The sequence below is a fragment of the Xenorhabdus sp. TH1 genome (assembly GCF_037260955.1).
GTDB classification, from domain to species: Bacteria; Pseudomonadota; Gammaproteobacteria; order Enterobacterales; family Enterobacteriaceae; genus Xenorhabdus; species Xenorhabdus griffiniae.
Window position 1 is genome coordinate 487736 of record NZ_CP147734.1, and the last position, 22441, is coordinate 510176.

The following is a 22441-nucleotide window of genomic DNA, read 5'->3' on the forward strand; positions in this document are numbered from 1 at the left end:
GCCAAATAGTATAACCAGCAAGTTAATGTAAACTTGAAGGAATATAGCCTTGCTGAAACAGATTCTTATTTCCTCGCACCAGATAGTGTAATTAACCGGACTTCTTCACGCTCTTCTGGTGTCAGGCCTTCAGTTCTCTCTTTAGCCATTAGAAAATTAAAACGTTCATCAAGTGCTGACGCAAAAAGATGGTTCAATGCATCGCTGAAAGTCTTTTCAGCAATCTCTTCTATCTGTATATCGTTCCATGCAGCGAGTTTTTCAAGCTGTTTAGCATACTTATTATCGCGATATTGCTCCAACAGTTGCCCAGTGGTTAAACCGGGTTGCGCAAGGCATGTGTCGACAAGCTCTATGAATAATGGCAGTCCTGCTATCTGAGTAGGAAACATTCCCTGTAACGGGGGAACCAATGTCGCTAAATGCGGATTCTGTACCAGTAATGCGATCAGTATGCGCATTGTTGTTGGTTTCAGTTTTAGCGCCTGATAAGTATTGGTATCTTTTTTGACAAGTTTTGCCAAAAATCGTTCCAATTGTGTTGTATCAGGCGTACCTAACAGGTTTCCAAGTTCTTGAAGCAGGTAAAGTCGCAGAGTTTCCCCTGGGATAAGACTTATCAGTGGCATGGCTAGCGAACTGAGTTTAGTCGCTCCTTCTGGGTTACTTAAATCAACCTGCGGCAAGAGTGATTCAAACAAAAATGTAGATAAGGTCAATGCCTTTTCCATTCTCTGCTCGAATGCTTCCCGTCCTTCTTTGCGAACCAATGAATCAGGATCTTCGTCATCAGGCAAGAACATAAAACGTAATTGCCGACCATCATTCAGATAAGGCAGCGCGGTTTCTAATGTACGCCATGCGGCATCACGACCTGCACGGTCACCATCGTAACAACAGATGACATTATCGGTTGTCCTGAAAAGTAACTGAACGTGTTCAGCTGTCGTGGATGTTCCCAGAGACGCCACGGCATAGTCAATGCCAAATTGGGCTAGCGCAACAACATCCATATAGCCTTCAACTACCAATAGCCTTGTCAGGGTATTGTGGCTTTGCTGTGCCTCATAAAGGCCATATAGCTGGCGGCCTTTATGAAAAATTTCTGTTTCCGGCGAGTTCAGGTACTTGGGAAGCTCATCTCCCAGCACCCGGCCGCCGAATGCAATCACGCGACCACGACGATCGCGAATGGGGAACATCACCCGCTCGCGGAAACGATCATAAGTTCGGCCATTGTCGTTCGTGACCAGCATTCCTACATTATTTAGCTGATTACGCTCTTCCGCATTATGGGCAAACCGTTTTAAGGTGTTATTCCATCCCGCAGGCGCAAAACCGATGGCGAAACGCTGGATGATCTCTTCACTGAGCCCACGTTGAGCCAAATATTGTCGGGCTGATTGGGCGCAGGGAGTCTCCAGTGAATGCTGATAGAAGCTATTGAGCTTCTCCATCAGTTGGTAAAGATTTTGCCTTTGGTGACGTTCGATTTGGCTACTGCCGGAACCTGTTTCGTAGGGGATTTCCAGCCCATGCATTGCTGCCAGTTCTTCAATGGATTCGACAAATTCCAACCTGTCATAGTTCATTAAAAAATCAATGGCATTGCCATGTGCCCCGCAACCGAAGCAATGGTAAAACTGCTTATCACCATTCACAGTGAATGAAGGGGTTTTTTCGTTATGAAAAGGACAGCACGCTTGATGGTTTTTGCCTTTCTTTTTCAAAGGCACCCTAACATCGATCAAATCAATGATATCGGTTCTTGCTAACAAGTCATTGATAAATGCGCGTGGAATTCGTCCAGCCATAAGCCCTTTTTCGCCTGTTGATGAACGAGAATAAGCCGCGCTTCCTTTGGGAAAGCACGGCCTTTAACTGCAGTAGTTTGTTAATACAACCACTAAGCGGACTGACCGCGTAGATTTAGTACAAACGAGTGCGGCGTGCGTTTTCGCGAGCTAGCTTCTTAGCATGACGCTTAACGGCAGAAGCTTTAGCGCGTTTACGCTCAGTCGTTGGTTTTTCATAGAACTCACGACGACGAACTTCTGCTAATACGCCTGCTTTCTCGCAAGAACGCTTGAAGCGACGCAGTGCTACGTCAAATGGCTCGTTTTCACGTACTTTAATTACTGGCATGTGCCTCTCACCTCAATAGAAATCGGGTTTGTCGCTGGCGTGATAGTGCCAGCCGTCTTTAAAATGGTGCGGAATTTTACTTCAATGAACACGGCCTTGTAAAGTGCCGAGGCAATTGAAACCGATAACGCCACGGGTTATAGGGTGCCTTTTTGTCTATAAAAAGAGCAGCCTGATACCGACGTTATTAACATTAACCACACAGGATATTCAAGTAGGGCATTGATTATAGACTAAACAGAAAAAATAGCCAGCATGTAATGGATTCAGTGGTGAGAATATTGATATGGAAGGTGTGTCGGCAGAGAATTCAACAATAGATAGTGTTACACTGTTGCGCGTTGAAAGGAATGCGAATGTATATGACCAGATAACAAGACACGAGACGACGAGACAAATAGTGCAATGCGAGTTTTAGGTATAGAAACGTCCTGCGATGAAACCGGAATCGCAATTTATGACGAAGAAACCGGTCTGCTAGCCAATCAATTATACAGCCAGGTCAAGCTACATGCTGATTATGGTGGTGTTGTGCCTGAACTGGCGTCCCGTGATCACATTCGTAAAACGGTTCCTTTGATTCAGGCGGCTTTGAAGGAAGCAGGGTTGACGAGTAAAGACATTGATGCAGTAGCTTATACTGCGGGACCGGGATTAGTTGGTGCGTTGCTGGTTGGGGCGACCATTGGGCGTTCACTGGCATTTGCCTGGGATGTACCGGCTATACCCGTGCATCATATGGAAGGCCATTTGCTGGCTCCGATGTTGGAAGAAAACAGCCCTGAGTTTCCTTTTGTTGCTTTGTTGGTTTCAGGTGGCCATACCCAGCTTATTAGTGTAACGGGTATCGGTGAATACAAACTGTTGGGTGAATCCATCGATGATGCCGCTGGCGAGGCTTTTGATAAAACAGCAAAACTGCTTGGTTTAGATTACCCAGGCGGGCCAGTGCTTTCCCGTATGGCGCAGCAGGGGAAGGCGGGACGTTTTATTTTCCCACGTCCGATGACCGATCGTCCGGGATTAGATTTCAGTTTCTCTGGCCTGAAAACGTTCGCAGCGAATACCATCCGCGATAACATTCATGGCCATAATATGGCTGAGGATGAGCAAACCAAGGCAGATATTGCCCGTGCATTTGAAGATGCAGTAGTGGATACACTGGCAATTAAGTGTAAACGCGCGTTGGAACAGACTGGTTTCAAACGTCTGGTGATGGCAGGCGGAGTGAGCGCAAACCGAACATTACGTACCAAAATGCAGCAAGTGATGGAAAAGCTGGGAGGAGAAGTCTTCTACGCTCGACCTGAGTTCTGTACTGATAATGGAGCAATGATCGCGCTGGCTGGTATGATCCGTTTGCAAGGCGGTACAGCCGGTGAATTAGGCGTAACGGTGAAAGCGCGTTGGCCGTTAGCGGATCTTCCTGCTTTGCACAAGTAATCACCAACATAGAGGTGATGTCTTCGCCTCAGTGATAAAATAGATAGTCTGTTTTATCTCCAAATTTAACCGTTGGTGCTTGACTCACATTACGGCGCGAGCAAGGCCTCCAAGGTACTATAAAAATTGCACCTTAATCAGTTAGTACCTAACTTTTGGGGTGCAGTTCAAAACGACTGAGATCTTGTTTTCAAAGTAAAATATTAAAGCAAGTCTGAAATCATATATTATTTGAACCAGCCGCTGGATTGTTTCTCGCGAGCCCGCCCCTCACTTTCTAACAGAGATTTTCCACCTGATGACAAATTACGATTAACATCAGCTTCTGACTGGATAACATCTGTTTCTGCTGCTTGAGCTTTTAGTTCTTGATCAATGAATTCGTTTTCTCGTTTTACTCTAGCTGAACGTTTCTCCAATTCGAGTTTTTTCATCTCTAATTCGAGTTTGCGTAGCTCATCTTCATAGGCTTGATCTCGTTTTTTATCTGCGGCCGTTTCAGCAAGTATTCTCTGTTTTTCAGCTGCTTGAATAGCTTCTTTTTTTCTGATTTTTTCTGCTCTGGCTGCCGCTTCTTTTTGTTTTCTTTCTCTTTCTGCTTTGGCTGCTCTTTCTAATTTAGCTTGTTGAGCATCGCGTTGTTTTTGTTCTTCCGCTTTACCTTCACTTTCAGCTTGAGCAATAGCAGAAAGCTGGCTTTGAAGAGGAGAAGCAAAAACAGGCATAGAGAGAGTGACTAATAAAGAGGAAATGAAAATTTCTTTAACCATGATTCACCTATTTATTATTTTTTATCTGGACAAGCGGCATTAGGCTGAATGCGGGTTTCATTTTGTTTAGTTGAAATAATGACAGCCAGCCCAGGCGTGAATTGGCATACACGACCAACTTGAGTGGAGGTATAAATTTTAGTTTTTTCTTTATATGTCAGGGAAACACCTTCAACCAATACCTTATCCTTGACTAATGAACCCGCGGCTGCACCAACAGCCCCACCACCTACTGCACCCGCTGCGGTACCCAGATTGGAACCAGAACCTACGTTATAACCAGCAATACCACCAGCTACTGCACCAAGAATGGCGCCAAATGTTTGAGCTGCCTGTTTATTGGATTTGTTTTCTACAGCAACTTTGGCAGGAAGCACAGAAATGATATTCACTGTCTTTGTTTCCTGTTTTGCATTTAATTGAGTTGTGTCATAAACATCTGCTGCAAATGAATCAGCATTGGATTGACATCCGCTAATGATAATAGAAGAAGCGGCGATTACTGAGATGCATAATGATTTAATTTTCATTCTTATTTCCTATCACAATAAAAAAAAGGATATAATAGTGCATTCTTTTGTGATAGAAAACAAGATCATATCCACCCGCTATAATTGTTTTTGGCTTGGCTGTAACTAAATTATGAAAGAGTATTGAGAATATTTTATTGTAATTAATTTATTGAAAAATAAGGTTTTTATTTTAATGAAAGTTAGGGGTGGATATTTATGATGGGAAAATATGCATATTCATTGCTGTGAAATTTTGACGTATTAGGCTGATGAAGGATTTGATCCTAACCATTGGGTAAGCAGATAAAGCAGTCTGTTATCTGTATGGGGGAATATGTACGGAATACAAATCTTATTCCCCAGAAGTTAGCCACCAATCTTTACATTACACATAAAACTGATATTTGCAATCACTACAGTTATCCCAAAAGGGGAAGGGTTTACACTTTTGTTTTACAGATAGTGGTCAGTCCTCGTGTTGCTTTTGTTCTTGAGTTGCCTGGGTTTTTTCTTTATCGGTCATTTCCTGTTTCTTTTTCAATTTCTGCCAGATACGGCTTTCTTGTCCTCGCCAGAGGCGTTGAATATTATCGTGATGACGCATAAGTACCAGACATGACAACATGGCAACGGGAAAAGTAAACTCAGGTTTGAACCACCAGACGTAGAAAGGTGCAATTAGTGCACTGACGATAGCACCTAATGAGGAATAGCCACTTAACAACACTGTTAGCAGCCATGTTCCTGTGATCAGACCCATTAGATCCCAACCGATGGCAGCAATGGCACCGAAAGCGGTTGCAACGCCTTTTCCTCCCTTGAAGTGGAAGAAGATGGGATAAATATGTCCCAGACAGGCAGCAATAGCGGTAATACCTAAATAAAATGGGGAAACGTTGAGTTTGTATGCCAGCCAAACCGGTATTAGCCCTTTTAGGACATCACAAACCAGTACTGCTAATGCAGCCCATTTACCACCGATGCGCAGTACATTTGTTGCCCCAGGGTTACCGGAGCCATGCTGGCGGGGATCGGGAAGTCTTGCCAAACGGCAGATCAATATCGCGCTAGATATAGAGCCACATAAGTACGCGAAGATGATCATGCTAAGCGCGATTGCACTCATAAGATATCTCCAATGAATAAGGGTCGTTTTCTTCAGTCTAACAATGGATAATACGCACATTTCGTCGGAAGTGGTATCTGGCGAACCGAAAAATGGGGAAAAGGTCGTGATGGATATCGTATTTATTGAAGAATTAACGGTGATTACCACTATTGGTGTTTATGACTGGGAACAAACAATTAAACAGAAATTAGTGTTCGATATCGAAATGGGATGGGACAACAGACGAGCCTCCTCCAGTGATAATGTTGAGCACTGTCTGGATTATGCCAAGGTGAGCGAGGCGATTATTAATCACGTGGCAGGCCAACGTTTTGCTCTGGTCGAACGAGCCGCAGAAGAAGTGGCAGGTATTTTGCTAAACCAATTTCATTCTCCTTGGGTCAAGGTTAAGGTCAGTAAACCCGGTGCGGTTGCACAGGCAAAAAGCGTCGGCGTAGTGATTGAGCGAAGTGCGGGCTAATTGAAAAAGCGTCCCAATTTATTAATGAATGGTTTGGGACGCTAAATGGATGGGGGAACTTCATCAATCGATTGTTGTTTCCAGTCTGCGATGGCAATGTGTCGCTGACGTTCCAATTCTGTGCGGATCTCGGCTCCCTGAAATCCACGGGCAATCACTTCCTGGACGCTGATTTGGCTGGCAATGGCGAACACGTTGCGTAAATACTCAGCTTGTGGGTAAGGTGAAGTTTCTGCTTCTGGGTATCCACGGTTGTCTGCTTCGCTACAGGTAATGAGTTGTTCAATACGTTGTGGTTTACGCCAGGCATCCACGGCATTAAACAAGCTCAGCAAGGTTTCTGGCGGTAATTGTTCTACGGTATGTACCCAATTGTGATATTGCGTCACAATCGTGGCTAGGTCGCGTGCCGAGTTGGGAATACGTAGTCGTTCGCACATTTGTTTCAGCGACGTTATTTCGATATGGCTACATAGTGAGGCGAAACGAATGTCTGTCTCTTCGCTCAATTGGGTGGATATCTGCAAAACGCTTAATGAATGAAGTCCAGCATCATGTTCAAGCAGAGGAACACCGAACAGGTTATCTATTTCAGGAAAGAGTACAGCCAATGCTCTGCAATCACGCAAAATCTGAAAATAGATTTGTGGTGATTGTGAAGTGAGCGCCTTTTCAGTTTCTCTCCAAACGCGCTCAGGAGTTAATGAGGATAATTCACCACTTGCGACCATGTATGTAATGAGCGCTTGGGTCTCAGGTGCAATTGAAAAGCCTAAATGGGCAAAACGGGCCGCAAAACGAGCCAAACGCAGCACTCGCAATGGATCTTCTGCAAATGAAGGGGAGACATGGCGCAAGATACGATTGCTGAGATCATTGGCACCATGATAAGGATCGATCAATTCACCTTCACGAGTTTGTGCAATAGCGTTAATCGTTAAATCACGGCGCAGCAGATCTTCTTCCAGCGTCACGTCGGGAGCGGCATAACAGCTAAAACCGGTATATCCCTGACCGGATTTTCTTTCAGTGCGTGCCAGAGCATATTCTTCATGAGTTTTGGGATGCAAGAAGACAGGAAAATCTTTACCAACTTGCTGATAGCCCTGAGACAGTAGTTCCTCTGGGTGACTGCCAACGACAACCCAGTCCCGTTCGGTGACAGGCAGGCCTAATAATTGATCGCGAACGGCGCCGCCAACCAAATAGACTTTCACGTTTATTTCCTTAAATCAGCTCATCCAACGATCTTTCTTTTTCCGACGAGGAATAATGTGTGGCAATATAAGCCCCAAAATCAGGCCAATTCCCGCAACCCCACCGCCATAGGCAAACCACTGCAAGATGATTTCTCTTTGTTTATCATCCAACTGCAAATTGGCCACTTCTACCTTTTTCTCAGCCACGGTTAATTTGCTCTGGAGCTGGGCATTCTCTTTTTTTAGATCACTGATGATCTTATCGCTGTTTGCCACTTTGTTCTGCAATTCAGCGGTACGCTTATTCCACTTATCGTCAATGGTGGCCAGATTCTCAGTCAGTGTTTTGATCTCTTGTTCCATTGCAGGAAGGCGCTCACGCAGGCTTGGAATGGTGCTGAGTTCATTTGCGAGTATCCAGCTTGTACGCCCTTTGCGATCCTGAATTTGCAGGAAACCATTATCTGATTTAGGGCTGACTAATATGACTTCTTCGCCGGCATTCAATGAGCCAATGATACGGTTTTTAATGCTGGGGCCGCTACGAATATAAGCTGATAATTCCTCGGAAACATAACGTTTTTCTTCAGCGTGTACGGATAATGGAAGAGAGAAACTCAATAACAAGATCAATAATCGATGTAGTTTTTGCATTCTGTGCTCAACTGTTCTTTGTGTGTGGATCAATCAAGTATGGACAATCGTAATTTAAACTACCCAAGGGATAGTAAAGAGTTAAGTTTGTGGGCGCAATCAGTAAACCAGAATGAATGCGAATCAACTGACCGAATACACGCTTTTTAAGTTTTTTTTGGCGAAGAGAAAGTGATGTTTGTTGAGATAATACCCTATTGTGGTTTATTTTTCTCTTCTGTGAAAGAAAGTGTAAACAGGATTAAGAACGAATTCTGTAATATCCATTGAGGAATAAAAAATATGAGTTCTGTAGAAATAGAATTGAAACTGTCCGTGAAGCCTGATGCAATACCGGCAGTTCGCCAGCAATTATTTCAGTTTCCTCATGATTACACTGCACCACAACACTTGACTAATATTTATTTTGAGACGCCAGATAATCAATTGCGACGTTGGGATATGGGGTTGCGTATCCGGGGTTTTGATGGGCAATATGAGATGACTATCAAAACGGCGGGTAAAGTAATAGGTGGGTTACACCAACGCCCTGAATTCAACATCCCGTTATCCCAGCCTAAATTAGACCTGACACTGTTTCCTGCACTTATCTGGCCTGAAAATACCGATCTCGCCCATTTACAGGCACAATTGACGGAATTATTCAGTACCGACTTTAGCCGTGAAAAATGGCTCGTGACCTATGGAGAAAGCGAAATTGAAGTGGTATTGGATCAAGGTACGATTTTTTCTGGCAATAAAGATTCATGCGATCAGACATCACCTATTTGTGAGTTTGAGCTGGAACTGAAAAACGGCAATATTATCGATATCCTGTCATTGGCAAACAAACTGGCATCACAGAATGGCCTGCGTTTAGCCAATAAAAGTAAAGCTGCCCGGGGATATGCGCTTGTCCATGGTTTGTCCCATAAGACATTGCCAAAATTACCAAACGAGTTGGAATGGCAGCAGCCATGGTCTGTGCTTCTACCTGAAATTTTGGCGCAATGGCAGGAGCAAGAAGAAGGATGGCTGGTGGGTTTACCAGAAGGTAAAACAGGACTAGCGCAGGTTTTGCAGTGGGTAATAAAGCTGGTTGAAAGAAAAACTGAACGTTTACCGATCTTGGACTTATTGCTGGAATTAAAGGCGGCTTTATCCATGAACAATGCGAGGGCTGAAATCTTGTCTTCTGAAACCTTGTGTTATAGCGCTTCTTGGTTGCAATGTAAGCTGGCATTAATGCAGTGGCTGCTGGCTCAGTCCCGATAATCCCTTTTACTTTTTAAAAAACGGTCATAAGGAAGAACCAGTTATGCGGCCACTTTCATCGCCTTTAGCCCGACAATTACAGCATATCATTACGAATCTTCCGCCATTAGGAGAGACAATCACACCCTTTTCACCTGATGAACAGGCGGTGCTGTCATTGAGTGAGTTTGTGGCAGAAAACGTGTTATCACATCCCGCATGGCTAGAGGATATTCGCCAAAATCCTCCCCAACCGGAAGAGTGGCAACATTATTCCCATTGGTTGGAACGAGTGCTGCTGGCGGTAAATGATGAACATGGTTTAATGCGGTGTTTACGACTTTTCCGCCATCGGATCTTAGTCAGGATTGCATGGTCGCAGGCATTGCAAAGCAGTACGACAGAACAGACATTGCAGCAATTAAGTATGTTGGCCGAAACCTTGATTATAGCCGCCCGTGATTGGCTTTATCTGCGTTGTTGTCAGGATTGGGGAACACCTGCCAATCGTGATGGAGTAGTACAGCCACTGCTGATTTTGGGCATGGGAAAATTGGGGGGTGGAGAGCTTAATTTTTCCTCTGACATTGACCTTATTTTTGCTTATCCAGAAAATGGCGTAACGCAGGGTGGGCGTCGGGGAATGGATAATTCCCAGTTTTTTACTCGATTGGGGCAGAAATTAATTAAGGCACTGGATCAAAAAACCGTAGACGGATTTGTTTATCGTGTCGATATGAGATTACGTCCATTTGGTGACAGTGGCCCTTTAGTGTTCAGTTTTCCGGCATTGGAAGATTATTATCAGGAACAAGGGCGTGACTGGGAGCGTTATGCTTTGGTGAAAGCGCGTATTTTGGGCAATGATGAGCAGGTTTATTGCCAGGAGTTGCGCCAGATGTTGCGGCCATTCGTTTTCCGTCGTTATATCGATTTCAGTGCAATTCAATCTTTGCGCAATATGAAAGGCATGATTGAACGGGAAGTCCGTCGTCGGGGATTAAAAGACAATATTAAATTAGGTGCGGGTGGAATTCGTGAAATTGAGTTTATCACCCAAGTTTTTCAGCTTATCCGTGGAGGAAGGGAGCCGAGCTTGCAATCTCGTTCTTTGTTGCCGACATTGCAGGCTATCGACGATTTGGCTTTATTGCCAACGGAACAATTAAAGCAGCTTGAGGAAAGTTACCTGTTTTTGCGGCGACTTGAAAACTTGCTGCAATCTATACGTGACCAACAAACGCAGACCTTACCGGATAATGAGTTGGATCGTGCTCGTCTCTCTTGGGGCATGAATTTTGCCAATTGGAATGACTTGATGGCAGAAACCGAACGTAAAATGAGTGCGGTGCGAAGTATTTTCCGACAATTGATTGGCGATGAAGTCGAAGAGCATAGTGAAGCGTCCGGCCATATCCCGTTCAAAAGTTTATGGCAGGAAGTTTTGAATACAGATGAACTTATCGCATTGATTCCTCATCTTGATAAAGAAAAAGCCCAGAAAATGCTTGATGTTATGGCGCTTTTTCGTCAGGACGTCAGTAAGCGCACCATTGGCCCACGGGGAAGGGATGTGCTTGACCAGTTAATGCCACGTTTGTTGGCAAAAATTGCAGCCAGGGAAGATGCTGATACCGTTTTGGCACGGATTACTTCTCTGTTGCTCAGTATCGTCAGCCGCACGACGTATCTGGAGTTGATACTGGAATCAGAACAGGTCATGATCCATGTTATCCGGCTCTGTGCTGCTTCTCCGATGATCGCCAGCCAGCTTGCTCGACATCCGTTGTTGCTAGATGAGCTACTCGATCCCAACTCACTGTATCAACCGTTGCCGATGGATGCTTATCGTGATGAGCTTTATCAATATTTATTGCGCCTTCCTGAAGACGACGAAGAGCAATTGCTGGAGGCTTTACGTCAATTTAAGCAGGCACAACTATTGCGGATTGCAGCAGAAGATATTGCGGGTGTCTTGCCTGTGATGAAAGTCAGTGATCACCTGACTTATCTTGCGGAAGCCATTATTGAGGCTGTTGTGCAGCTAGCGTGGAACCAAATGGTAAAACGCTATGGTGCACCTGCTCATTTATCCCAGCGGCAAGGGTTGGGTTTTGCCATTATTGGTTATGGCAAATTAGGCGGCTGGGAGCTGGGTTATGGTTCTGATTTGGATCTGGTGTTCTTGCTGGATTGCCCAATGGGGATGATGACAGACGGTGCCCGTTCCATTGAAGCTCGCCAGTTTTATTTGCGTCTTGCCCAACGTATCCTTCATCTGTTTAGTACCCGAACTGTATCGGGGGTATTGTATGACGTTGATGCCCGTTTGCGGCCATCCGGTGAATCGGGAATGTTGGTCAGTACCCTTGAAGCCTTTGATGATTACCAAAAAAATGAAGCATGGACCTGGGAGCATCAGGCGTTGGTTCGTGCACGCATGGTGTTCGGTGATGAGAAAATGCGGCGTGATTTTGAACGTATTCGCCGTGAAACCTTATGCCTTCCTCGCGATCCCGATTTTTTGCGTCAACAGGTGCGTGAGATGCGAGAAAAAATGCATCGGCACTTGGGCAGCCATCGACAAGATCAATTTGATATCAAAGCTGATCCAGGGGGGATCACGGATATTGAATTTATTGCTCAATATCAGGTTCTGCGTTATGCGCCAGAAAATGCCAGGTTGACCCGTTGGTCTGATAATGTTCGAATTTTCGAATTAATGGCGCAGCATAATATTATGGACGAGCAAGAAGCGATGGCGTTGACGCAAGCTTACATTACCATGCGTGATGAATTGCATCATTTAGCGTTGCAGGCGTTATCCAGCCAAGTTTCCGTTGGACATTTCAGCCAGCAGCAAGCATTGGTACATGATAGCTGGCAAAAATGGTTAGAGAACGACAAGATTGAATAAATAATCTTAGCGCATAAGGGATTAGGATAGCCGCTGACATAGTCGTTTTTCCTGATCGAGTTTGCTGGCACTAAGTCTGGTTATGGTAATATCCGCAACAGTTTATTTTGATATTTGGAGCATGGGATGAAAGTAACCCTCCCGGATTTTCACCGCGCAGGTGTTTTGGTTGTTGGCGATGTGATGTTAGATCGCTATTGGTATGGCCCAACTAGCCGCATTTCACCGGAAGCACCGGTTCCGGTGGTTAAGGTCGAAACTATAGAAGAGCGCCCTGGTGGTGCGGCTAACGTTGCCATGAATATTGCTTCCTTGGGGGCGAATTCACGTTTGGTCGGCTTGACGGGTATTGATGATGCAGCGCGGGCATTGAGTGAGAAGCTAAGCAGTGTGAAAGTACGTTGTGATTTTGTTTCTGTCCCAACTCATCCAACAATTACAAAACTGCGCGTCTTATCGCGTAATCAACAATTATTGCGTCTGGATTTTGAAGAAGGTTTCCAGAATATAGATGCCCAACCGATGCTGGAAAAAATTCAGCAATCCTTGCCACATATTGGCGCTTTGGTACTGTCGGATTACGCTAAAGGGGCGCTAAGCCAGATTCAGGCGATGATTAAGCTCGCCAATGAAGCGAATGTTCCTGTGCTTATCGATCCAAAAGGCAGTGATTTTAGCCGCTATCGGGGCGCCACATTGCTGACGCCAAATATGTCAGAGTTTGAGGCTGTTGTAGGGTACTGCCAGGATGATGATGATTTAGTCCAGAAAGGCACGAAGCTGGTGCAGGATTTGGAGCTAAAAGCACTGTTGATCACACGTTCTGAAAGAGGTATGAGTTTATTGCAAGTTGGGCAGCCGCCCCTGCACTTGCCAACTCAGGCACAAGAAGTTTTTGATGTTACCGGCGCAGGAGATACGGTGATAGGTGTATTGGCAACGGCATTAGCTGCGGGCAAGCCGCTAAACGAAGCCTGTTACCTTGCTAATGCAGCCGCCGGTGTGGTAGTTGGAAAATTGGGAACCTCCACTGTATCGCCGGTTGAACTGGAAAATGCGGTGCGTGGACGTGCAGAAACTGGATTTGGTGTAATGAGTGAAGCCAAACTGAAAGAAGCCGTCGCACAGGCGCGTCAGCGTGGTGAACGGATTGTCATGACGAATGGTTGTTTTGATATCCTCCATGCGGGACACGTTTCTTACCTATCCAACGCCCGTAAATTGGGGGATCGTTTGATCGTTGCCGTCAATAGTGATGCATCCACTAAGCGCCTGAAAGGGGAAACCCGCCCGGTGAATCCGCTGGAACAACGCATGACAGTGTTATCAGCGCTGGAATCTGTGGACTGGGTTGTGGCATTTGAGGAAGATACACCGCAGCGCTTAATTGCGGATATCCTGCCAGATATTTTGGTCAAAGGTGGTGATTATAAGCCTGAAGAGATCGCGGGTAGCGAAGAAGTTTGGGCGGCGGGTGGTGAAGTTAAGGTATTGAACTTCGAAGACGGTATTTCCACAACCAATATCATCAAGACCATTAAGAGCCAGTAAGTTTTGTATCATGTGCCGTTATGCTTTTTGCTGCATAGCGGCATCCTCCTTACACAATTTTCCTCACAACATTCTTTTTACACTACATTATTCAGCTTGCTGTGTTTTTTTGTCTGTTTCTTCGAGACGAGCTTCCAATTCATTCAGGCGTTGTTCCATTGCTGCTAATTTTTCACGGGTACGCAACAAAACTTGTGTCTGAACATCGAATTCTTCGCGATTAACAAGATCTAACTTACTTAACTGGGATTGCAGAACCGCACGAAATTTTTTTTCCATATCATCGCCAAATTCTTTGACACCTTTTGGCATGGAATTGTGGAGTTGGCGAGCAATTTGTTCAATTTTCTTTGGATCGAGCATGGTGATCATCCTTTATATACTGTAATAGTGTTTTATAACGTAACGGTATTGGCAACATTTTAATACCCTATGACGAAAGCATAAATGATTGAGAGCCAGGTTTCATATTTGATTTTGCTGATTGCTCCTGCCGATTATTAGCGTTATAGTGAAATCGTTTATCTCAGGGCAGGGTGAAAGTCCCTACCGGCGGTAACATAAAATATCGAATGATCATTTTATGCAGCCCGCGAGCGCTCTGTTTGTCATTATCCCTTTGTTTTATGGGGATAAAACAGAGGTCAGCAGATCCAGTGTGATTCTGGAGCCGACGGTGATAGTCCGGATGGGAGAGAATAACAGCATCAATCGAGTGCTTGCACTTGTCTGTTGTTTTTGTTGCCGTATTTTTGTGCAGCACGAACTCCTCAAAATTGCCCTGATTCTGGTAATTCATATATCAAAAAGAGGTTCTTTACCATGAATCAGACGCTACTTTCCTCATATGGGACGCCATTTGAACGTGTTGAACGTGCGCTTGCTGCTTTGCGTGCGAGTCAGGGGGTGATGGTACTGGATGACGAAAACCGTGAGAATGAAGGCGACATGATTTTCGCCGCCGAAACAATGACGGTAGAGCAAATGGCGTTAACTATCCGTCACGGCAGTGGAATTGTTTGCTTGTGTTTGACCGAAGAGCGCCGTCAGCAGTTAAAATTACCCATGATGGTGGAAAACAATTCGAGCCAATATCAAACCGCTTTCACGGTCTCAATTGAAGCTGCGCAAGGCGTGACAACAGGGGTATCTGCGGCAGATCGCATCACTACGATCCAGGCCGCTATTGCCGATGATGCACAACCCAGTGATCTGAACCAACCTGGACACGTTTTTCCTTTGCGTGCGCAACCAGGAGGAGTTTTGACCCGTCGCGGTCACACCGAAGCGACCATTGATTTGGTCAAAATGGCGGGGTTTAAACCAGCAGGTGTGCTATGCGAATTGACAAATGACGATGGATCAATGGCTCGAGCCCCTGAAGTGATTGAATTTGCAAAACAGCATAATATGCCGGTAGTCACTATTGAAGATTTGGTAGATTACCGTTTAAAAATGGCAAAGGCAGTCAGCTAACGGGTTTTAAAAGAATCCCTAATTAATCTTGTTTTTTAATTTGAATAGAGAGCAGATTAGGGCAGGAAATATCGGTTATACTCAACAGGTTTTGAGTTGCCATGCAGTAATAGGGTAACTTGAAAGATGGGGAGACATACGCATGTACTTTGGAAGGCTACAGTCCACACCCTGTAGCCTTTTAATATTTCTAAGGCACTCCATCATTTTTGATTGACGATATTCAAGGAAGGAATGTCTTAATCCTGTCATAATTTTTTTATCATAATCCGAATTCATTATTCGAATGTTTAATTTGTTGTATAAGGGGCGAAAATGAGTCTCCTGAGAATGCCTGCTCTATTCATTGGTCATGGCAGCCCAATGAATGCCATTGAAGATAACTGTTACTCACGAGCCTGGTTTAAACTGGGGAATAAATTACCCAGGCCAAGGGCGATTTTGGTGATTTCTGCGCACTGGTACACGAAGGGTACAGCCGTGACAACGATGGCACAGCCCAGAACTATCCACGATTTTGGTCACTTTCCCAGAGAATTGCATGAAAAACAGTATCCGGCTAAAGGTTTTCCTGAACTTGCTGTATTGGTACAGGATATTCTTGAACCGATTGAGGTCGAGACTGATTTTGGACAATGGGGATTGGATCATGGATCTTGGGGAATATTAGCAAAAATGTATCCTGATGCTGATATTCCGGTTGTCCAACTGAGTATGGATTGTAATCAACCAGCTTCTTTTCATTATGAAATAGGTAAAAAGTTAGTATTACTGCGAGATGAAGGTGTCTTAATCATAGGGAGTGGAAATATTGTACATAACTTGCCGGCCGCAAAACTGGGGGCAGAACCTTTTCCTTGGGCACTCTCTTTTGAGCAGTTTGTGCGTGAAAGTTTAACCAGCCTGGAAGAGCCTCATCCTTTGTTTAATGCCCTGGATAGGGAAGATGGTCAATTATCTAACCCAACACCAGAACATTTTTTGCCATTGCTGTATGTGATGGGGACATGGAATAAAAAAGAGCCGATTTCAACGCCAATTGAGGGGATTGAAGACGGCTCTTTAAGTATGTTATCGATTCAGGTCGGCTGATTGAATCAATCCAAAATAATATGCGGGTAGAAGCGTGACAAATCTTGAGTAATCAGCTCACGATCTTCACGGATACAGATACCCGCAGATTGATCATCCACTAACCAGCTACCGACCAGCGCATAGTTACCCTCAAATTTTGGCAATGCGTGGAACTGTTGGATAATCATGCCTTCTTCCCCATAAGGGCCATCCGCACTGGCGATTTCATGGCCATTTTCAATGATGCGAATATTGGCACCTTCACGGGAGAACAGTGGCTTAATGACATAGCTATTCATGTCGGAAGGGCGTTCATCAGCAAAATAGGCAGGCAACAAGTTTGGATGGTTTGGGAACATTTTCCACAGCATTGGCAGCAGTGCTTTATTGGAGATAATGCTTTTCCATGCGGGTTCTAGCCAACGGACGCCCGCATCAGCCAATTTGGTGGAAAACATCTCACGCAGCATAAATTCCCACGGGTATAGCTTAAACAGGTTACTGATCACTTGATCCTGTAAGTCAGTAAACTGTCCTTTCTCCCCTAAACCGATATCCTCAATAAACAGGAATTCGGTAGGAATACCGGCTTCCGCAGCACAATCCTGCAAATATTGGATGGTGCCACGATCTTCTTCAGTGTCCTGACAGCAGGCCATGTGCAACAGGCCAAACCCATGTTTTTCACGTAACTGTGCAAAACGCTCAATCAGCTTTTCTTGCAGGCTGTTGAACTGATCAGCATTTGACGGCAGGTTGCCTGCATTTATCTGGTCTTCCAGCCAGATCCACTGAAAGAAAGCCGATTCATACAGTGACGTTGGGGTATCGGCGTTGTTTTCCAGTAACTTGGGGGGATTTTTGCCATCATAAGCTAAATCCAGGCGGGAATAGAGCGAAGGTTGACTGGTGACCCATGAAGAGCGGATAAATTCCCAACAGTGTTTTGGGATCTGGAACTTAGTCAGCAACTCTTCACTATCGACCACTTTTTCCACGACCTGCAAACACATTTGGTGCAGTTCTGCCGTTACATCTTCAATTTCTTCAATTTGATCCAGGGTGAACTGGTAATAAGCGTCTTCACTCCAGTAAGGCTGACCATACATGGTGTGAAAATTAAAACCAAACTCTGCTGCTTTTTCGCGCCAATCCGGGCGTTCGGTAATACCAATGCGTTTCATCTTTGATTAACCACCCATAGAGCGGGAAGAACTGGAACTTGAGCTGGCAGATGAACGCTGCATGGCAGATTGTTTTGCCACGGATTCACCGAACCCACCACGGGTAATCGTGGTTGTGGTTGCTGGTTTTGGCGCCATCGCCGTTTTTGGCACGGTCATGCTGCGACCACCTGCGGTGGCTGGGCCATAGCTTTTACCTGTCGCATCAACAAACTTACCATTTGCTGGGCTGGAAGCTGATTGTGATGTGAACAACGGTTGTGATGGTGCAGAGCTACCGCCCATTAAGCGTCCCATCATATAACCTGCCATCAAAGGCATCCAGAAACTGCCGCTACTGTTTTGTGCCTGAGCCTGCTGACCGACACCCGCCTGAGCTGGGGTTTGCGTACATTGTTGTTCACCGAATTCAGCCACACACTCTTCGCGAGTCGCATATTTCGGTGCGGTTTTTTCCGCTTCTTTCAGGGCGTTGTTGTAGGCGGTCTTGCATTGTTCACTTTGAGAAGGATTCGCCTGGGAGCACTCATCGGCATTTGTATAGAGTGATACCGTTTCATCATTTTGTTCACAGGCAGAAAGCATGAAAACGGCACTGACAGCAAGCGCGACAGGTGTCAGACGATAGCTTTGCCAAATTTTACGGAAAGAATCGCGGTTTATCTCTTTTGTCCGTTTCATTGTCATAGGGGCATCCATCTTGAAGGTCTCTGGTTAAGATTAAGAGCCTTACCCCATTTTATTGTGTTCAATGGGAACGGCTCTCAGGGATGTGCTAAAAAGCAGCCCGATAAATCGTCGGCTGCTTTCTATTAGTATAGCGTTTTTAATATAACGTTTTTCAATTGAGAACGATAGTGCATTAATTCAGCGAACTGATGGTGTTTTCATCTCTTTAATGATATTGCTGGCAGAGGTTGAGATCTGTGCGCCTAGCATCTTATTCAACTCTAGCAAATCATTTTCATTCAGCGTACCACGTGTTTGCTGGATATGTAATTGGGCAAGCAGGTAATCATAACGGGCTTTGGATAAATTTTGCTTGGCTTGATACAACTTGGTGGTTGCTTCCAACACATCAACGATAGTACGGGTTCCCACTTGATAGCCCGCTTCCATTGAATCCAATGAGCTTTGCGCGGAGAGTACGGCCTGTTTATTGGCTTCGATGCTACTGATAGCGGCAGAAATATTATTGGAGGTGGAATGCACTTCTTGTATTACTTTACGATAGATGTTTTCCAAATCCTGACTGGCGCTGACAAAATTATATTTTGCTTGTTCAACTTGAGAATAGGTGCTCCCACCATTAAACAGCGGTAAATTTAAGGATAATCTAACTGAATTATTTCCGTCATATGTGTCTGATCTATCAATACCGCGTTTATGACTGTTACTGATCCCCGTATTTGCAGTTAAATTAACTGTCGGCATATAGCCGGTCTGCATTTCTTTGATCTGTTCGCGTCTTAAATCCTGGGTTAAGCGTGCAGATAATAAGCTCAAGTTACGGGTTTCGGCTTCTTTCAGTACGGTATTAGCTGATTCAGGTTGCTTAGTTTTAAACTGATCAATATTTAATGCTGCCAATTGTGGATAATAAGTCCCCGTAATCATGCGCAGTTTTTCTAACGCATTCTCCAGGTTGTTACGATCGGAAACTTCCATTGCCAGAATAGAATCATACTGGGCGCGAGCATTTTGGACGTCAGTAATGGCAACTAGACCGACATTAAAGCGTTGGGTTGTTTGATCCAACTGACGATACAGAGAGGTTTTTTGCGCTTCTGTATAGGTCAGGGTATCAATTTTATTCAGAACGTCAAAATAGGCCTGGGCGGTATCCAGAATTAATTTTTGTTGGGCTGTTTGGTAATTGACATCTGCAATACCGGCGTTTTTCTCAGATTGGTTCAGTTGGTTCCATTTTGCCATATCGAAGATGGTTTGGGTCAATTGTAAGCCTGCACTTGTACCGTGGGATTCTGTATTTCTCGCGACACGATTACGAAAGCCCTTGCCATAATTGACATCTGCACTCAACCCCAATTGGGGCAATAAAGAGCTACGAGCTTGATTAATCTTTTCAACTACTGAATTACGGTCGGCCTGTGCCTTAAGCAATTCAGGGTTTGTTTCTTTTGCCTGCTGATAAATCTGGAGTAAATCCGCAGCATAACTTGAAGTACTAAAACCTACCAGATTCATAGCGATAAAAAGAGAGAGCAATTTTTTCATTTGCGTTCCTTGTTGTGCAGCTATTTTGCTTAAGTTGCCTCTGCATAAAAACTAATACCACAGATTCTAGCAGAGAATGCCAGCAGGGTAGGGTGGCTGTTTGTGCCATATTGTCTCATTTTTCTGCTTGCTTGTATCATCAAAATGAATTTATTTAGATCAATATAAAAAAATACCTTTTAATAATAGGAAATTTTAAAAACTAATCAGGAGATTTTATGAGTAAAGATCTTGCCTCGCCATATACTTTTACTAAACAAGACGTCGAAGTTATTTCTCAAAAAACGCTTTATCGCGGTTTTTTTAAAATGACAGAATATCAATTCCAGCATCGTCTATTTCGTGGTGGTTGGAGTGAAACCATTAAACGTGAAGTTTTTGAGCGAGGTCATGCCGGCGTTTTGTTGCCTTATGATCCAGTGCGCGATGAAATTGTTTTGATTGAACAAATCCGTATTCCGGCGATTGAGACCAGTCATACGCCGTGGCTGCTGGAAGTGATTGCTGGCATGATCGAAGCGGGAGAAGATGCTGAACAGGTTGTCCGTCGCGAAGCTGTAGAAGAGGCAGGAATTGAGGTTAAACGCTGCCAGCCGGCATTAAGTTATCTTTCCAGTCCTGGCGGTACGACAGAGCGCATGCATATCTTTGTCGGTGAAGTCGATGCCACCACTGCCTCAGGGGTTCATGGTTTGGAAGGTGAGCATGAAGATATTCGCGTTCTGGTTGTGAGTCGCGAGCAAGCCTATCAGTGGGTAGAAGAGGGCATTATCGATAATGCGGCGTCAGTTATTGCAATACAGTGGCTGGCATTGCACCATGAAAAACTTAGGAAAAAGTGGTTGGGTAATCATTCCTAATTTATGTTGGAAAACGGGAAGTGTGCCCCAGCCAGCAGATCTTTTGCATAAAGACACGTTAAAATCATCCTTATGATCGACAGGAAAAGGAAACCTTTTGGAAAGCCTGCTTGAAGTACCTGTGGCAGAAGGCGCCACAGCCAGAATACTGCAAATTACCGACACGCACCTTTTTGCTAATCAGGGAGACTCATTGCTGGGAGTCAATACCTATCGCAGTTATCATGCGGTATTGGATATGATCTTGCAGCAAAATCTCGATATTGATTTGATCGTTGCGACAGGTGACTTGGTACAAGATCAGACCATCAATGCTTACCAGCATTTTGCTGATGGCATTGCGCGTTTACCTGCACCTTGTGTTTGGTTACCCGGTAATCATGATTATCAACCCGCGATGGTTGACACGTTGGCAGCAGCAGGCATTTTACCTTCCAAGCAGATATTTATCGGACAGCATTGGCAGTTGATAATGCTGGACAGTCAGGTGCAAGGTGTTCCTCATGGCGAATTGACGGATTATCAGCTTGAGTGGATGAAAAAATGTCTGGATGAACACAGTGATCGCCATGCGATAATTATGCTTCACCATCACCCGATTCCGTCTGGATGCACATGGTTGGATCAACACAGTTTGCGTAATGCTCCCGAATTATCAGAATGTTTGAAAGGCAAAACCCAAGTGAAAGCCATACTATGTGGGCATATCCATCAAGAAGTTGATGAAACTTGGAACGGTATTCGTGTTATGGCAACTCCATCAACCTGTGTGCAATTTAAGCCACATTGTACTAATTTTATGCTTGATACAGTGGCTCCGGGGTGGCGTTATCTCGAACTGTCTGTGACTGGCAATAATAAAGAAGCGAAATTGCAGACACAGGTTCACAGACTTAAGAGTAACGAATTTTGCCCGGATTTAGATTCGGACGGGTATTAATGTCGATATTACTCTACTTACATGGTTTCAATAGTTCCCCTCAATCAGCGAAAGCGAATACGCTGAAAGCGTGGCTACACCAGCAGCACCCTGAAATTGACATGCTGGTGCCACAATTGCCCCCCTATCCCGAAGATGCGGCTATCTTACTGGAAGAACTGGTGATGGCACATGCCGGTGAAAATATTGGGCTGGTAGGCTCTTCTCTGGGCGGTTATCTGGCTATCTGGCTTTCCCAGTGCTTTGGTTTGCCCGCCGTGGTTGTCAATCCTGCTGTACGTCCTTTCGACTTGCTTCAGAATTATCTTGGGGAAAACGTGAATCCTTATACCGAAGAGCGTTATACTCTCAAACCAAGCCACATACATGATCTCAAAGTGATGCACATTGACCCGCTGGAATCGCCGGATCTTATTTGGTTATTGCAGCAAACAGGGGATGAAGTGCTCGATTACCGTCAGGCTGTTACTTATCTGATGCAGTGCCGACAGACGGTTGAATCTGGTGGGAATCATGCTTTTATTGGTTTCGAATATTATTTCCCTCAAATCATTGACTTCTTAGGGCTAACCAGTGGCAATAGTAAAAAAATTGCCAAAAATAGGTAAGCGACTGGTATTATCAACAGTATATCAATACTGATTGGCCCTCTAATA

21 protein-coding genes and 1 riboswitch are annotated in these 22441 nt (G+C 44.7%); of the genes, 10 read left to right on the forward strand and 11 right to left on the reverse strand.

Annotated features, from left to right (window positions below):
• Positions 1–65 precede the first annotated feature (65 nt).
• Complete coding sequence (dnaG, locus tag WDV74_RS02120) at positions 66–1814, reverse strand: DNA primase (RefSeq protein ID WP_338884290.1); 1749 nt, start codon at positions 1812–1814, stop codon at positions 66–68.
• A 115-nt stretch (positions 1815–1929) separates the two neighbouring features.
• Positions 1930–2145, reverse strand: a complete 216-nt coding sequence (rpsU, locus tag WDV74_RS02125) for a 30S ribosomal protein S21 (protein WP_001144069.1) — start codon at positions 2143–2145, stop codon at positions 1930–1932.
• A gap of 405 nt (positions 2146–2550) precedes the next feature.
• On the opposite strand from rpsU, the gene tsaD reads away from it, so the two are divergent.
• Positions 2551–3588, forward strand: a complete 1038-nt coding sequence (gene tsaD / locus WDV74_RS02130) for a tRNA (adenosine(37)-N6)-threonylcarbamoyltransferase complex transferase subunit TsaD (protein WP_338884291.1) — start codon at positions 2551–2553, stop codon at positions 3586–3588.
• 227 nt (positions 3589–3815) lie between these two features.
• On the opposite strand, the gene WDV74_RS02135 is transcribed toward tsaD, so the two are convergent.
• The 3 genes from WDV74_RS02135 to plsY all read right to left on the reverse strand — a co-directional run bounded on the left by WDV74_RS02135 (position 3816) and on the right by plsY (position 5996).
• Positions 3816–4358 carry a DUF5384 family protein gene (locus tag WDV74_RS02135; protein ID WP_338884292.1) on the reverse strand — a complete coding sequence of 181 codons (543 nt, stop codon included), beginning with the start codon at positions 4356–4358 and terminating at the stop codon, positions 3816–3818.
• Positions 4359–4372: 14 nt separating this feature from the next.
• Complete coding sequence (locus tag WDV74_RS02140; RefSeq protein ID WP_338884293.1) at positions 4373–4888, reverse strand: hypothetical protein; 516 nt, start codon at positions 4886–4888, stop codon at positions 4373–4375.
• A gap of 448 nt (positions 4889–5336) precedes the next feature.
• Positions 5337–5996, reverse strand: a complete 660-nt coding sequence (gene plsY, locus WDV74_RS02145) for a glycerol-3-phosphate 1-O-acyltransferase PlsY (protein WP_338884295.1) — start codon at positions 5994–5996, stop codon at positions 5337–5339.
• 109 nt (positions 5997–6105) lie between these two features.
• Here plsY and folB point away from each other — a divergent pair, with 109 nt between their 5' ends.
• Complete coding sequence (gene folB, locus WDV74_RS02150; protein WP_338885511.1) at positions 6106–6459, forward strand: bifunctional dihydroneopterin aldolase/7,8-dihydroneopterin epimerase; 354 nt, start codon at positions 6106–6108, stop codon at positions 6457–6459.
• 41 nt (positions 6460–6500) lie between these two features.
• Here the strand turns inward: folB and WDV74_RS02155 are convergent, their stop codons facing one another.
• Both WDV74_RS02155 and WDV74_RS02160 read right to left on the reverse strand, forming a co-directional pair.
• Positions 6501–7676: a multifunctional CCA addition/repair protein gene (locus WDV74_RS02155; RefSeq protein ID WP_338884296.1), complete on the reverse strand. Its 1176-nt coding sequence runs from the start codon at positions 7674–7676 to the stop codon at positions 6501–6503.
• Between the two features lie 15 nt (positions 7677–7691).
• Positions 7692–8312 carry a TIGR04211 family SH3 domain-containing protein gene (locus tag WDV74_RS02160; protein WP_338884297.1) on the reverse strand — a complete coding sequence of 207 codons (621 nt, stop codon included), beginning with the start codon at positions 8310–8312 and terminating at the stop codon, positions 7692–7694.
• Between the two features lie 282 nt (positions 8313–8594).
• On the opposite strand from WDV74_RS02160, the gene WDV74_RS02165 reads away from it, so the two are divergent.
• From WDV74_RS02165 to hldE, 3 genes are all read left to right on the forward strand, one after another.
• Positions 8595–9566, forward strand: coding sequence for a CYTH domain-containing protein (locus tag WDV74_RS02165; protein WP_338884298.1), 972 nt, complete (start codon positions 8595–8597; stop codon positions 9564–9566).
• A gap of 43 nt (positions 9567–9609) precedes the next feature.
• Positions 9610–12462 (forward strand): bifunctional [glutamate--ammonia ligase]-adenylyl-L-tyrosine phosphorylase/[glutamate--ammonia-ligase] adenylyltransferase, encoded by a 2853-nt coding sequence (glnE, locus tag WDV74_RS02170; RefSeq protein ID WP_338884300.1) that lies wholly within the window; start codon positions 9610–9612, stop codon positions 12460–12462.
• Between the two features lie 126 nt (positions 12463–12588).
• On the forward strand, positions 12589–14013 hold the full coding sequence (gene hldE, locus WDV74_RS02175) for a bifunctional D-glycero-beta-D-manno-heptose-7-phosphate kinase/D-glycero-beta-D-manno-heptose 1-phosphate adenylyltransferase HldE (RefSeq protein ID WP_338884302.1): 1425 nt from the start codon (positions 12589–12591) through the stop codon (positions 14011–14013).
• Between the two features lie 87 nt (positions 14014–14100).
• Here hldE and WDV74_RS02180 read toward each other — a convergent pair whose 3' ends face one another.
• Positions 14101–14376: an accessory factor UbiK family protein gene (locus WDV74_RS02180; protein ID WP_338884303.1), complete on the reverse strand. Its 276-nt coding sequence runs from the start codon at positions 14374–14376 to the stop codon at positions 14101–14103.
• A 156-nt stretch (positions 14377–14532) separates the two neighbouring features.
• Positions 14533–14717: riboswitch (FMN riboswitch) on the forward strand.
• A 118-nt stretch (positions 14718–14835) separates the two neighbouring features.
• Between WDV74_RS02180 and ribB the strand changes: the two genes are divergently transcribed.
• Together ribB and ygiD are read left to right on the forward strand one after the other, a co-directional pair.
• A complete protein-coding gene (gene ribB, locus WDV74_RS02185; protein WP_338884305.1) occupies positions 14836–15489 on the forward strand; it encodes a 3,4-dihydroxy-2-butanone-4-phosphate synthase in 654 nt (217 codons plus the stop codon).
• 315 nt (positions 15490–15804) lie between these two features.
• Complete coding sequence (gene ygiD / locus WDV74_RS02190) at positions 15805–16581, forward strand: 4,5-DOPA dioxygenase extradiol (RefSeq protein ID WP_338884306.1); 777 nt, start codon at positions 15805–15807, stop codon at positions 16579–16581.
• 5 nt (positions 16582–16586) lie between these two features.
• Here the strand turns inward: ygiD and WDV74_RS02195 are convergent, their stop codons facing one another.
• The 3 genes from WDV74_RS02195 to tolC all read right to left on the reverse strand — a co-directional run bounded on the left by WDV74_RS02195 (position 16587) and on the right by tolC (position 19985).
• Positions 16587–17747 carry a glutathionylspermidine synthase family protein gene (locus tag WDV74_RS02195; RefSeq protein ID WP_338884308.1) on the reverse strand — a complete coding sequence of 387 codons (1161 nt, stop codon included), beginning with the start codon at positions 17745–17747 and terminating at the stop codon, positions 16587–16589.
• Positions 17748–17753: 6 nt separating this feature from the next.
• Positions 17754–18428, reverse strand: a complete 675-nt coding sequence (locus WDV74_RS02200; protein WP_338885512.1) for a DUF1190 family protein — start codon at positions 18426–18428, stop codon at positions 17754–17756.
• A gap of 186 nt (positions 18429–18614) precedes the next feature.
• The gene (tolC, locus tag WDV74_RS02205) at positions 18615–19985 is read right to left on the reverse strand and encodes an outer membrane channel protein TolC (protein ID WP_338884309.1); all 1371 of its coding nucleotides are present in this window, start codon (positions 19983–19985) and stop codon (positions 18615–18617) included.
• A 218-nt stretch (positions 19986–20203) separates the two neighbouring features.
• Between tolC and nudF the strand changes: the two genes are divergently transcribed.
• From nudF to yqiA, 3 genes are all read left to right on the forward strand, one after another.
• Positions 20204–20845 (forward strand): ADP-ribose diphosphatase, encoded by a 642-nt coding sequence (gene nudF / locus WDV74_RS02210; RefSeq protein WP_338884310.1) that lies wholly within the window; start codon positions 20204–20206, stop codon positions 20843–20845.
• Positions 20846–20942: 97 nt separating this feature from the next.
• On the forward strand, positions 20943–21785 hold the full coding sequence (gene cpdA / locus WDV74_RS02215; RefSeq protein WP_338884312.1) for a 3',5'-cyclic-AMP phosphodiesterase: 843 nt from the start codon (positions 20943–20945) through the stop codon (positions 21783–21785).
• Positions 21785–22393 (forward strand): esterase YqiA, encoded by a 609-nt coding sequence (gene yqiA, locus WDV74_RS02220; RefSeq protein ID WP_338884314.1) that lies wholly within the window; start codon positions 21785–21787, stop codon positions 22391–22393. The genes cpdA and yqiA overlap by 1 nt, the downstream gene beginning before the upstream one ends.
• Positions 22394–22441: the final 48 nt, after the last annotated feature.